Genomic DNA, 11891 nt, shown 5'->3' with positions numbered 1-11891 from the left:
CGTCAGGCCGGGGCACCAGGTCCCACACCTCCCGCACTCCCTCACCTCCCTCGGACGACGGCGTCCGAGCTCCCCGAGGAGGCACCATGCGCAGGACGCTGATCGGCGCGGTCACGGTGGTCGCGGTGCTGCTGACCGGCTGCTCCACCCGCTCGGGTGACGATCCCGCCCCCGACCCCGGGCAACAGACGAGCCCGGCCGCCCAGCGGAGCTCCGACTTCGGCACCCTGAAGGACGTGTGCGGTCCCGGCACCGCCGAGCCCGCGTCGGTCCAGGGCGTCGCCGACGACAAGATCCAGGTCGGGGTCCTGTCCGACGTCGGCTTCACCAAACGTTCCGAGTTCGTGGACGCGGCCGAGGTGTTCACATCCTGGTGCAACGACGCGGGCGGCATCAACGGCCGCGACCTCGCCCCCGTCACCCGCGACGCGAAGCTGATGGAGGTCCGCCAGCGGGTGCTGGAGGCCTGCAAGGCGGACTTCGCGCTCGTGGGCGGCGGCTCGGCGCTGGACAGCCTCGGCGTCAAGGACCGGCTGAAGTGCCTGCTGCCCAACTTCCCCGCCCAGTCCAGCCAGATCGGCGCCATCGGGTCCGACCTCCAGGCGCTCGCCTCCGGCCCGACCGCCGGGTACTTCCAGTACGCGGGGTACTACTCCTGGCTGCTGAAGGAGAAGTACCCGGACTCGGCCCCCAAGGTCGGCATCATCGCGGGCGACGCCCCCGTCACCAAGGTCCTGGCCGCCCAGTACAAGGAAGCCGTCGCCGGCCTCGGCGGCAAGGTCTCCTACAGCGACCTCTACCCGGCGGCCGGAGTCTCCGACTGGACCCCCTACGCCCAGTCGATCAAGAAGAACGGCGTCAAGGGCCTCGTCTTCCTGGGCGACTTCCCGAGCCTGGCCAAACTGGAGCAGGCCCTCACCGGCATCGGCTACACCCCCGACTGGATCGACGCCAACAGCAACGCCTACGGTCCCGCCTTCCCGCAACTGGCAGGCGCCGCCCTCGGCAAGCAGCACAACTATGCCGAACTGTTCGCCAGCGCACCGCTGGAGAGCGCCTCGGAGAACCCGGCCGTCCAGCAGGTGATCGACCTGTTCGAGAAGTACGCCCCCGGCAAGCAGGTCACCTACCCGGCCCTGCGCGCCTTCTCCTCCTGGCTGCTGTTCGCCACCGCCGCCCGCGACTGCGCCGAACTCACGCGGAAGTGCGTGTACGAGAACGCGACGAAGAACACCGACTTCACCGCCGGCGGCCTGCAAGCCCCCTTCGACCTCACCTCGAAGGAGCCGCCCCGGTGCTACTCCGTCGTCGAGGCGACGGCCAAGGGCTGGCAGGCGGCCGACTTCAAGCCGGACCAGGGCGCGTACCGCTGTGACGCCCCCACCTACAAGTACAAGACGGACTACGGCAAGCCGGCCACCCTCGCCGACGTCGGCAAGTCCCTGTCCGACCTGACATGAACCGGAGATGAGAGACGTGAAGGTACGCGTCGACCCCGAGCGCTGCCAGGGCCACACCCTGTGCGCCATGCGCGCCCCCAAGGTCTTCGAGCTGAGCGAGATCGACGGACACTCCTCGCCCGTCGCCGAGGACGTCCCCACCGACCAGGAGGACGCGGTGGTCGAGGCCGTCCGCTCCTGCCCCGAACGCGCTATCGGCGTGTTCTGAGCCGTACCCGGCGGACCGAGAGGAAGCACAGCCCATGACCGCACCGGACACCACCGGCGACGAGGCCCGCAAACAGCCCCGCGTCCACTTCGACCGGCACGCCCCGGAGTACCGCGACCAGTTCGAGGAGCAGACCCGCGCCTTCCACGCCGGCTGCCCGCTCGCCTATACCGACACCTACGACGGACACTGGGTGGCCGCCGGTAACCGCGAGCTGCTGGCCTTGGCCCGCGCCGGCGAGAAGCTGTCCAACGACCACGACGTGCACGGCGAGCGCCGCGGCTACCGCGGCATCAGCATCCCGGCCCCGCCCCGCGGCAGGGGCCTGCGCGGCGGTTTCCTGGAGATGGACCCGCCCGAGCAGCGCGCCTACCGCACCGCCCTCAACCCCTACCTCTCCCCGGCGGCCGTCCAGCGGTGGATCCCGTTCATCGACGATGTGGCCCGCGCCTGCATCGACGAGAGGATCGAGACGGGCCGGATCGACTTCGTCGACGACCTCGCCAACATCGTCCCGGCCGTGTTCACCCTCGCCATGATGGGCATCCCGCTGAAGAAGTGGGAGCTGTACAACGAGCCCGCCCACGCCGGTGTCTACACCCCGCCGAACTCCCCGGAGATGGCCCGGGTGGTGGAGGCCCACACGGCGATGATCCGGGACATCGCCGCCACCCTTCAGGAAGCCCGCGCCCACCCGCGTCCCGGCCTTGCCGACGCCCTCGTCCGCCTGGAGATCGACGGCGAGGCCCCGCGCGAGGAGGACCTGGTCGGCGCGCTCGCCCTGCTCATCGGCGGCGGCTTCGACACCACCACCGCGCTCACCGCGCACTCCCTGGAGTGGCTGTCCCAGCACCCCGACGAGCGGGAGCGGTTGAGCAGCGAGCGCGACACCCTGCTGGACACCGCCACCGAGGAGTTCCTGCGCTACTTCACCCCGGCGCCCGGCGACGGACGCACCGTCGCCGAGGACTGCGGGATCGCGGGCGCCGAGTTCAAGGAGGGCGACCGGGTGTGGCTGTCCTGGGCGATGGCCAACCGCGACCCGAAGGTCTTCACCGACCCCGACCGGGTCGACCTCGCCCGCGGCGGCAACCGTCACACCGCCTTCGGCCTGGGCATCCACCGCTGCATCGGCTCCAACGTCGCCCGCACGGTCTTCAAGCGGATGCTGCTCCAGGTCCTCGACCGGATGCCCGACTTCGAGTGCGACCCCGAGGGCACGGTGCACTACGAGACCATCGGCGTGATCCAGGGCATGCGCCACCTCCTCGCCACCTTCACCCCGGGCTCCCGCCGCGGACCTGGACTCGCGGAGACCCTGGAGAGCCTCCAGCAGGCCTGCGACGAACAGGGACTGGCCGAGCCGGTCACGGTCCGCAAGGCGGAGGCGAAGATCCGTTGAGCGGGCCCGGAGGCGCTGCCCGTCCGCAGCCGGAGATCCGCCAGGAAACCGAGTTCTTCTGGACCTCCGGCCGGGACGGACGGCTCCGCTTCCAGGCCTGCACCGCGTGCCGGGCTCTGATCCACCCGCCGCAGCCGGTCTGCCGCCACTGCCGGGGGCGCGAGACCGAGGTCGGGGAGGTCTCCGGCTTCGCCACGCTCATCGGCTTCACCGTCAACCACCGCTTCCCGTTCCCGGGCCTGCCCTCCCCGTTCGTCGTCGCCCAGGTGGCGATCGAGGAGGACCCGCGCGTCAGGCTGACCACCAACGTCGTCGGCTGCGCGCCGGAGGACCTGCGGGTGGGCATGCGCATGGAGGCGGTCTTCGAGCAGGCCGGTGAGGCCTGGCTGCCCCTGTTCCGGCCGTGCGCCGAACAGCCCCCGCCCACGCCCCTGCCCGAGGATCCTCCGGTCACCGCACACCTGCGCCCGGCGCCCCCGGGGCCCCGGTTCGAGGACCGCGCGGTCATCAGCGGCGCCGGCGCCTCACGCATCGGCCGCCGTCTGATGGTCCCGCCCCTCGAACTCACCGTCGAGGCCTGCGAGAAGGCCGTAGCCGACGCGGGACTCACCCTCGACGACATCGACGGTCTGTCCACCTACCCCGGCGCCGGCGCCTACGGCGGCTTCGCCGAGGGCGGCGTGAGCGGGCTGGAGTCCGCGCTGGGCATCCGCCCGGTGTGGCACAACGGGGCGGGGGAGACCTTCGGCCCGGGCGGTTCGGTGATCGCCGCGATGCTCGCGGTCGCGGGCGGCCTCGCCCGGCACGTCCTGTGCTTCCGTACCGTCTGGGAGGCGACGTACGGCGAGCTCGTCCGGCAGGGCAGGGTCCGTATGCCACAACCGGCGGGTCCCGACGGCTGGTTCAAGCCCTTCGGCGCCGTCTCTCCCGCGATCATGCTTGCGATGAACGCCCAGCGGCACATGCACCGCTACGGCACCACCCGCGAGACCCTCGGTTGGATCGCCCTCAACCAGCGCGCGGGCGCCGCCCGCCACCCGGACGCGGTCTACCGCGACCCGCTCACCATGGACGACTACCTCTCCGCGCGCACCATCACCACCCCCTTCGGCCTCTACGACTGCGACGTCCCCTGCGACGCCTCCGTCGCCGTCGTCGTCTCCGCCGCCGAGACCGCACCCGACCTCGCCGGACCACCGGTCCGCGTCGAGGCCGTCGGGACGCAGATCATCGAGCGCCCCGAATGGGACCAGTCCACCCTCACCCACGAACCCCAGGTGCTCGGCCAGTCCGCCCACCTGTGGACCCGCACCGACCTGCGCCCGGCCGACGTGGACCTGGCGCTGCTCTACGACGGCTTCACCTTCAACTGCCTGTCCTGGATCGAGGCACTCGGTTTCTGCGGCATCGGCGAGGCCCGCGACTTCCTGGACGGCGGCAAGAACATCGCCCCCGACGGGGTGCTGCCGCTGAACCCGCACGGCGGTCAGCTCTCCCACGGCCGGACCCACGGCATGGGCCTGCTCCACGAGGCCGTGGTTCAGCTGCGCGGCGAGGCGGAAGCGCGCCAGGTCGTGGGGGCGCGCACGGCCGTGGTCTCCAGCGGCGGGCTCACCCCCAGCGGCGTACTCCTGCTCAGGACGGACGCATGACGTCGAGGATCGTGATCTTCAGGACCATGACATCCAGGACCATGACATCCAGGACCGTGGCATGACCTCACTCGAACCCGAACTCGCCACCGCCGCCGTACGCCGGCAGGTCGTCGACGTGCACGGCGTCCCGGCCTCCGCACTGGTGGCCGAGGTACCGCGCCCGCAGGCCGTGATCGTGGCCCTGCACGGCGGCGCCACCACCTCCGCCTACTTCGACCACCCCGGACATCCGAGGCTCTCCCTCCTGCGCACCGCCGCCGCGGCCGGTTTCACCGTCCTCGCCCTTGACCGCCCCGGCTACGGCAGTTCGGCCGGGCACGAGGACCACATGCGTACACCCGAACAGCGCACCGACTTCGCGTACGAGGCCGTGGAGGCGCTGCTGGAGGGGCGTGAACGCGGCGTCGGCGTGTTCCTGTGGTCGCACTCGGCGGGCTCCGAACTCACCCTGCGCATGGCGACCGACCCGCGGGCCCGGGAACTGCTGGGCGTCGAGCTGGCCGGCATGGGCCGGGTGCACCACTCCAAAGCCGTGCGGGCGATGGAGGAATGGCGGCGCGACCCGACCCGCACCCGGCCCAGCCTCCGCGACGCCCTGTGGCACCCGCCGCAGGCCTACCCGCCCGATGTGCACGGCGGACAGCGGATCGGCGCCGCCTCGCCCGCCTACGAGGGACACCGGGAGGGCTGGCAGGAGGACCTGGTCCGGCTGGCGGCGCGCGTCGCGGTGCCGGTCCACATCACCCTCGCCGAACACGAACAGGTGTGGGCCAACGGGCCGGAGGGCCTCGCCGACCTGGCCTCGTTGTTCACCGGCTCGCCTCGCGTGGTGCCCCACGAACAGGCAGGTGCCGGACACAACACCAGCGTCGGCCGGACGGCCCTCGCCTACCACCTGCATGTCCTGGCCTTCGTCGAGGAGTGCGCGCTCGGCGTGCGGGCGCTGCCCACGGAACGGGGACGGCGCGATGGGTGAGGCCTCCGACGCCGCGCTGCTGGCGGTCCGGCTCGTGCTGGGCGGGGTCATGGTGGCGCACGGCTGGAACCACTGGCGCGGCGGGGGCGGTATCACCGGCACCGCGGGCTGGTTCGCCGGTCTCGGCCTGACCCGGCCGCGGCTCCAGGCCTGGCTCAGCGTGATCACCGAGATCGGCGCGGGCGGCCTCCTCGTGCTGGGACTGCTCACACCGCTGGCCTGCGCCGCCGTGCTGTCGGTCATGCTGGTCGCCGGGCTGCTCGCCCACCGGCCGCACGGCTTCTTCGTCTTCAAGGAAGGCTACGAATACGTTCTGGTCCTCGGCGTGCTGGCCCTGGCGCTCGGCGCCTGGGGGCCAGGGGAGTACGCGGTGGACACGGCGGCCGGTATCGCGGTGACCGGGTGGGCGGGCGCCGGAGCAGTGCTCGGACTGGGGACCGTGGCGACCGCCGGCCTGCTCGCCGTGTTCTGGCGCCCGGGGAGGGCGACATGAGCAGAGCGGCCGCGCGCGTGGGGTTCATCGGACTGGGCAGTCAGGGTGCGCCCATGGCACGCCGCATCATCGCGGCGGGACACGAGACGACCCTGTGGGCCCGCAGACCCGCCACCCTGGCCTCGTTCGCGGACAGCGGCGCCGAAGCGGCCCGCTCGCCGGCCGAACTCGCCACCCTGAGCGACCTGGTGTGCCTGTGCGTCGTGGACGACGCCGATGTCGAGCAGGTGGTCACCGGCCCGGACGGAGTTCTCGCCGGACTGCGCCGGGGCGGAGTGATCGCCATCCATTCGACCGTGCATCCCGACACCTGCCGCCGCCTGGAGGCGTCGGCCCGCACATGCGGTGTCTCCCTCGTGGACGCGCCGGTCAGCGGGGGCGGCCGGGCCGCCGAACAGGGATCCCTCGTCGTCATGGCGGGCGGGGACCCCCAGGTCTTCGCCTACTGCCGCCCGGTGTTCGCCACCTACGGCGACCCCGTCGTCCACCTCGGTCCGACGGGCTCCGGCCAGCTCGCGAAGATCCTCAACAACCTGCTGTTCACGGCCCACTTGGGGCTCGCCTCGGAGGTGCTGGGGCTGGGGGCCACCCTCGGTCTCGACCGTGCCGCGCTGAGCCGGATACTGCCACGCGGCAGCGCCGCCAGCTTCGCGCTGGAGCGGGTCGCCGACGCCGACGGCGGCCTGGACCGCATCGCCGCCCACGCGGGGGCCCTGCTCGCCAAGGACGTCCGCCTCTTCGCCGAGATCGCGGACCGGGGCTGCGTCCGTGACGGAGCGGTACTCCAGGAGGCCGCCCTGGCCGCTCTCGCCGCCATGGGCCGGAGATCGTAGAACCGGTACGCGCACTCGCCCCGGGGCGGCGCCCCTGCGTACTGTGTGGGCACCTCTCCACCGGCAAAAGGGGCAGGACATGGTGTCGGAGCAGCGTGAGCGGATCCTGGAGGCGGCGCTGGAGGTGCTGGCCGCTCGCGGGTTCAAGGGCACCTCGATCGACGCGGTGGCGGAGCGGGCCGGTCTGACCCGGCAGGGCGTCCTGCACTACTTCCCCAGTAAGAAGCGGCTGCTGCTGGAAGTCCTCGACTTCCGTGAAGCGCTGCACCGCGAGAACCTGTCGGACCGGCGGGTGGGGGAGGACTGGGCCGGTGACTTCGCCGAGGCCGTCGCGTTCGAACAGAGCCACCCGTCTCTCGCCACCGTGCACAGTGTGATGCTGGCCGAGGCGGTCACCGGCCAGGAACCGGCCGCCGACTACGTCCAGCAGCGGTGCCGCTCCCTGCAGGACCATTTGGCCGCGAGCCTGACCGAGCGCTACGGAGAACACCTGCCCAGCGGGCTGAGCGCGCCCACCGCGGCCGCCGCCGTCCTGGCACTGGTGGAGGGGGTCCACCAGTTATGGCTGGTGGACCCCGAAGCGGAGCTGGAGACGGACCGCTATCCGCGGATCGTGCGGGACACGGTGGCGGTCCTGCTCGGCACCGATTCCCTCGCCGATCCCGCCGCCGAACCCGGCACCCACCCTGCCCCTCATCCCCACGATCCCGCCACCGGTCCCGCCGCCGACCTCGATCCCACAGACGGTCAGTCCCTCGCGACGAACGGGTAGATGCGGGTGAAGTCGGCACCGGGTTCCGCCTCGCTGAAGGCATCCCACACCGAGCCCGTCACCGCCCCCATGGTCCGAGTGCCGCTCAGCCGCCGCACCTCGTCCAGGTAGAGCCGGACGTCCTTGGCCATCAGCGTGTTGCTGAACCCGGAGGCGTAGCGACCGGTGAGCACCTCACCCGGGAACTTGTCCGCGCTGGCGCCGCTGCGTCCGCTGGAGGCGTTGAGCACCTCCACCATCACGGCCGGGTCCAGTCCGGCGGCCTGCCCGAAGGCGACGGCCTCGCTGGTCGCGGCCAGCGCGGTCGCGGACAGGAAGTTGTTGGCCAGCTTCAGCGCCTGTGCCTGTCCGGGCCGGTCGCCGACCCTGCGCCGCCGGTCACTGAGCCCGGCCAGCACCGGCTCCACCTGGGCACAGTCCCCGTCCGTCCCGGCGTACATGACCATCAGGGTGCGTTGCCGCGCTCCGGCCACCCCGCCCGACACGGGCGCGTCCACGTACGCCGGGCCCATCGCGGACAGCGCGCGGGCGGCTGCCACCCCCACCGTGGACGTGTCCACGACGTGGGTGACCTGCCGGTCCCGGGCACCCGCGAGATCCCGCACCACCTCCTGGCAGACGGCCCCGTCCGGCAGGCTGAGCACCACGGTTTTGGCCGCGCGCGCCACGTCGGCCGGGCTCGGGACCCAGCGGGCGCCCAGCGGGGTGCGCGCGGGCCCGGCGGCGTCGTACGCCACCACCTCGAACCCGGCCCCGACCAGGTTGGATGCCAGCGCGCCGCCCATGGCACCCAGACCCACGAATCCGACCGGACCCGGCCGGGCGCCGGATCGCGCGGTCATGTCCCCTCCCTGGCGCCGCGGACCTCGCGGACGGCCGTGCGGGCCGAGTTGCCGGCCGGGGCACCGCAGTAGGCGGTGATCTGGAACAGCAGTTCGTCGACCTCGGCGTCGGTCACCCCGGCGCGCGGCGCGGCCCCGAGATGGAGACGGAACTCCTCCATCCGTCCGAGCGCCGCGGTCATGGCCAGCACCAGCAGACTGCGGTCGCGGTTGTCCAGCGGCCCACCGCGCGCCCACGCGCCCCACGCCACCGACACCAGGTAGTCCTGGAACTCGGCAGGTACGGAGTCTCCCGGCGGCAGTCGCGTGCCGTCGTCGCCGAGAACCTGCGCGCGAGCCGCGCCCGCGGCACGCCGCCACTCGCCGTCGTCCATCCACCCCTCCTTCCCGGGCTCGGCGCGCAGCCGAGCCCGACTCCGGTCAGCCGCGTTTCTGCCGAGTCGCAGTCAATGCGGTCATCGCCGCACGGCGGCCTTGCGGTGGAGCGGCAGATCCCGCGAGGACGAGCCCACCCAGACGTCGCGGGACCCGGTGCCCGTGACCCAGCCCTCCGCAGCGCCGTGCCAGTACTGGAGTTGCCGCTCGGCCACGGTGATCGTGACGCGACGGGACTCGCCGGGGCCCAGGCGGACCTTCTGGTAGCCCACCAGCTTCCGGATCGGTTGCTCGGCGTTCCTCACCTTGGGGCTGGGGCTGGGGCCGAGGTAGACCTGCGGGACCTCCTGGCCGGCGCGTTTTCCGGTGTTCTTGATCCTGAAGCTGACGCTCAGTCCTTCGGGCCGCGGTGTGACCTTCAGGTCGCTGTAGGAGAACGTCGTGTAGGTCAGGCCGTAGCCGAAGGGGAACAGTGTCTTCATCTTCTGCTGGTCATACCAGCGATGGCCCACGAAGACGCCCTCGGAGTAGTCCTGCTGCCCGTCGACGCCCGGGTATCGCCGAGGCATACCACTGACGATCGTGTGCGCGTCGTCCAGCGGGAAGGTCTGGGTGAGCCTGCCCCCTGGCACGGCGTCGCCGAAGAGCAGCCGTGCGGTGGCGGTCCCGCCCATCTGACCGGGGTAGTACATCTCCAGCACGCTCTTGACCGAGTTCAGCCACGGCATCGTGACGGGTCCGCCGGTGTTCAGGACGACGATCGTGTTGCGGTTGGCCTTGGCGACCGCCGACACGAGGGCGTCCTGCTCGTGAGGCAGCACCAGCGTGCCGCGGTCCGCGCCCTCGGTCTGCTCGTTGTAGACGAACACCACGGCGGTCCTGGCCTTCTTGGCGGCGGAGACGGCAGCGGCCAGATCGGCCCGCGCGGTCTGCGGCGGGGTCCAGGTCAGTTGTACCTGCAGCTTCGCGTCGTCGTGGTAGCCATCCACCTTCACGCCGATCTCGTGCTTCCCGGCCTTGAGGTGGACCCGTGCCGAGGTGCTGGTGAGCGCGTCGGCGCGGTAGCTGTGCCCGCCGGCGACCTCCTTGCCGTCGACGGTCAGCGACCGGTCGCTCAGCGTCGAGCGGACGCTGAGCAGGTAGTCGCCGTCCTCGGGTGCCGTCAGCGTGCGCGTCTGGTCGAAGAGTCTGCCCGTGAGCGCGTCGTCGCCGGTGTGGTCGATCGCTCCGCCCGACAGCGCTGAGCCGGGGATGACCGTGCCGATGGTGTCGACACCCGGATGGTACGAGACCTCCGCGCCGTGTCCCGCCCGCTTGACGATCTCCTCGCGTGGGGCGGTCACGGTGGTGGGATTCACCTGGGAGCTGCCCTTGCCCCCGATCACGGGAGCGACGGCCGGGGTGCCGATGAGCGCGATGTCGCGGGCCGCTCCCCGGGTGAGCGGCAGGGCGTCGCCCTTGTTGCGCAGCAGGACGGCACCGTCCTCGGCGACGCGCTGGGCGACGGCGTTACTCGCCTTGGTGTCGAACCGGGGGCGCGCCGGCAGGGAGCAGCCCGGCACAGGCCCCTTGGGAGATGCGCAGCGCAGCAGGCCGAACCTCTCCATGACCCCGAGGATGCGTGTGACGGACCGGTCCAGAGCCGTGACCGGTATCGAGCCGTCCTGTATCGCGGCCTTGAGCGGGGCACCGAAGTAGTCGGGGCCGATGGGCGGACCGGGCATGTCCTGGTCGAGTCCGCGGAGGATGTCGGTGGTGGCGCGGGTCCCTGACCAGTCCGACATCACCCACCCGCTAAATCCCCACTGCTCCCGCAGTATGGAGGTCAGCAGGGTGTCGTTGCTGCAGGAGTGCGTACCGTTGACCTTGTTGTAGGAGCACATGACGGATCCGGTGCCGGCCTTGACGGCTGCTTCGAAACCGGGGAGTTCGACCTCGTGCAGCGCCTGCTCCCCGACGTTGGCGTTGATGGTCTGGCGATCGGTCTCCTGGTTGTTGGCCGCGAAGTGCTTGGTCGTGGCGATCAGGCCCTCGTCCTGGATGCCGCGGACCTCCTGGCCCACCATGCGGGAGTTGACGAGCGGGTCCTCGCTGTAGGACTCGAAGTTGCGGCCCGCGTAGGGCACGCGGATGGTGTTGACCATCGGAGCGAGCACCGCGTCCATACCCCGGGCACGTCCGTCGCGGCCGAGGACCCTTCCGTACTCACGCGCCAGCCGGTCGTCGAACGAGGAGGCGAGGGCCACCGGCACCGGCATCGCCGTCGAGGAGGGGGCGGCGCGCGTACCGGCCGGACCATCACTCATCCGCAGCGGCGGAATCCCGAGCCGGGCCACACCGGGGATGTATCCGGACTCACCGATCTCCCGTTGCCGCGGATCGTCCCAACGGCCCTGGACGAACGACAGCTTCTCGTCCAGGGCCATCTTCGCGACCAGTCGCGAGACCCCGTCGGGGGCGCTCGCCGCGGACTGTCCGGGGAATCCTCGGGGAGCGACCCCCAGTACGGCGACAGCGGACACGGTGATCAACATGCTGGCGAGCCGAAGCCTTCTCCTGCGGCCCGACCCGGTCGTGTTCGTGCGGCGTGTTGGCATCAAACCTCCTCGTTCCTCGATGCACCGTCGTCTGCCGGCATCTGCGGACGGGCCGCCGGCGCGGACGGGCTTCGGTGATGCGGTCAGCGAACCGGCAGGACCGGAGGGAATCGGGACCAGGCGTCGACGAGCCGGAGGCCGGGGACGGGGGTGGGGGGCGCGAAGAGCTGTGACGCCGGTGAGGCCAAGTTACCGGTGAGCGGAAAGCAACTCAATAGACAACCTCAAAGCTCATTGAGCAAGTTCTGGAAACGTAGTTCTCCAAAACTGAGACTGTT

Annotated in this window: 11 protein-coding genes; 8 read left to right on the top strand and 3 right to left on the bottom strand. The window is 71.5% G+C overall.

Translation table 11 applies throughout. The annotated features are described in order from the left end of the window. Positions 1 to 86: 86 nt before the first annotated feature. The 8 genes from ACFY9S_RS27375 (at position 87) to ACFY9S_RS27340 (ending at position 7799) form a co-directional block, all read left to right on the top strand. Positions 87 to 1460 carry an ABC transporter substrate-binding protein gene (locus tag ACFY9S_RS27375; protein ID WP_391132950.1) on the top strand — a complete coding sequence of 458 codons (1374 nt, stop codon included), beginning with the start codon at positions 87 to 89 and terminating at the stop codon, positions 1458 to 1460. A 7-nt stretch (positions 1461 to 1467) separates the two neighbouring features. Further along, positions 1468 to 1668, top strand: a complete 201-nt coding sequence (locus ACFY9S_RS27370; RefSeq protein WP_319165086.1) for a ferredoxin — start codon at positions 1468 to 1470, stop codon at positions 1666 to 1668. 34 nt (positions 1669 to 1702) lie between these two features. After that, positions 1703 to 3070, top strand: coding sequence for a cytochrome P450 (locus ACFY9S_RS27365; protein WP_391132946.1), 1368 nt, complete (start codon positions 1703 to 1705; stop codon positions 3068 to 3070). Continuing rightward, positions 3067 to 4722, top strand: coding sequence for an OB-fold domain-containing protein (locus ACFY9S_RS27360; protein WP_391132943.1), 1656 nt, complete (start codon positions 3067 to 3069; stop codon positions 4720 to 4722). Before ACFY9S_RS27365 ends, ACFY9S_RS27360 begins: the two co-directional genes overlap by 4 nt. Positions 4723 to 4783: 61 nt before the next feature. Next, the gene (locus ACFY9S_RS27355; protein ID WP_391132940.1) at positions 4784 to 5701 is read left to right on the top strand and encodes an alpha/beta fold hydrolase; all 918 of its coding nucleotides are present in this window, start codon (positions 4784 to 4786) and stop codon (positions 5699 to 5701) included. After that, positions 5694 to 6194, top strand: coding sequence for a DoxX family membrane protein (locus ACFY9S_RS27350; protein WP_391132938.1), 501 nt, complete (start codon positions 5694 to 5696; stop codon positions 6192 to 6194). The genes ACFY9S_RS27355 and ACFY9S_RS27350 overlap by 8 nt, the downstream gene beginning before the upstream one ends. Further along, positions 6191 to 7027, top strand: a complete 837-nt coding sequence (locus ACFY9S_RS27345) for an NAD(P)-binding domain-containing protein (protein ID WP_391132935.1) — start codon at positions 6191 to 6193, stop codon at positions 7025 to 7027. The genes ACFY9S_RS27350 and ACFY9S_RS27345 overlap by 4 nt, the downstream gene beginning before the upstream one ends. A 79-nt stretch (positions 7028 to 7106) precedes the next feature. Further along, positions 7107 to 7799 carry a TetR family transcriptional regulator gene (locus ACFY9S_RS27340; protein WP_391132933.1) on the top strand — a complete coding sequence of 231 codons (693 nt, stop codon included), beginning with the start codon at positions 7107 to 7109 and terminating at the stop codon, positions 7797 to 7799. Here the strand turns inward: ACFY9S_RS27340 and ACFY9S_RS27335 are convergent. From ACFY9S_RS27335 to ACFY9S_RS27325, 3 genes are all read right to left on the bottom strand, one after another. Next, positions 7775 to 8641, bottom strand: a complete 867-nt coding sequence (locus ACFY9S_RS27335; RefSeq protein WP_391132930.1) for an NAD-binding protein — start codon at positions 8639 to 8641, stop codon at positions 7775 to 7777. The two genes, ACFY9S_RS27340 and ACFY9S_RS27335, sit on opposite strands and share 25 nt — an antisense overlap. Then, positions 8638 to 9015: a carboxymuconolactone decarboxylase family protein gene (locus tag ACFY9S_RS27330; protein ID WP_391132927.1), complete on the bottom strand. Its 378-nt coding sequence runs from the start codon at positions 9013 to 9015 to the stop codon at positions 8638 to 8640. The genes ACFY9S_RS27335 and ACFY9S_RS27330 overlap by 4 nt, the downstream gene beginning before the upstream one ends. Positions 9016 to 9096: 81 nt before the next feature. Next, a complete protein-coding gene (locus ACFY9S_RS27325) occupies positions 9097 to 11550 on the bottom strand; it encodes a glycoside hydrolase family 3 C-terminal domain-containing protein (protein ID WP_391132924.1) in 2454 nt (817 codons plus the stop codon). Positions 11551 to 11891 lie beyond the last annotated feature (341 nt).

Origin of the sequence: Streptomyces sp. NPDC012474, assembly GCF_042955185.1 — a bacterium.
GTDB classification, from domain to species: Bacteria; Actinomycetota; Actinomycetes; order Streptomycetales; family Streptomycetaceae; genus Streptomyces; species Streptomyces cahuitamycinicus.
Note: the sequence above shows the minus strand (reverse complement) of the source record. Positions and strands in the feature narration are given on the sequence as shown.

Bases quoted from the DNA above. Each gene is read 5' to 3' on its own strand.
- ACFY9S_RS27375 (WP_391132950.1), top strand. From the start codon at position 87: ATGCGCAGGACGCTGATCGGCGCGGTCACGGTGGTCGCGGTGCTGCTG.
- ACFY9S_RS27370 (WP_319165086.1), top strand. From the start codon at position 1,468: ATGAGAGACGTGAAGGTACGCGTCGACCCCGAGCGCTGCCAGGGCCAC.
- ACFY9S_RS27365 (WP_391132946.1), top strand. From the start codon at position 1,703: ATGACCGCACCGGACACCACCGGCGACGAGGCCCGCAAACAGCCCCGC.
- ACFY9S_RS27355 (WP_391132940.1), top strand. From the start codon at position 4,784: ATGACCTCACTCGAACCCGAACTCGCCACCGCCGCCGTACGCCGGCAG.
- ACFY9S_RS27350 (WP_391132938.1), top strand. From the start codon at position 5,694: ATGGGTGAGGCCTCCGACGCCGCGCTGCTGGCGGTCCGGCTCGTGCTG.
- ACFY9S_RS27345 (WP_391132935.1), top strand. From the start codon at position 6,191: ATGAGCAGAGCGGCCGCGCGCGTGGGGTTCATCGGACTGGGCAGTCAG.
- ACFY9S_RS27340 (WP_391132933.1), top strand. From the start codon at position 7,107: ATGGTGTCGGAGCAGCGTGAGCGGATCCTGGAGGCGGCGCTGGAGGTG.
- ACFY9S_RS27335 (WP_391132930.1), bottom strand. From the start codon at position 8,641: ATGACCGCGCGATCCGGCGCCCGGCCGGGTCCGGTCGGATTCGTGGGT.
- ACFY9S_RS27330 (WP_391132927.1), bottom strand. From the start codon at position 9,015: ATGGACGACGGCGAGTGGCGGCGTGCCGCGGGCGCGGCTCGCGCGCAG.
- ACFY9S_RS27325 (WP_391132924.1), bottom strand. From the start codon at position 11,550: ATGTTGATCACCGTGTCCGCTGTCGCCGTACTGGGGGTCGCTCCCCGA.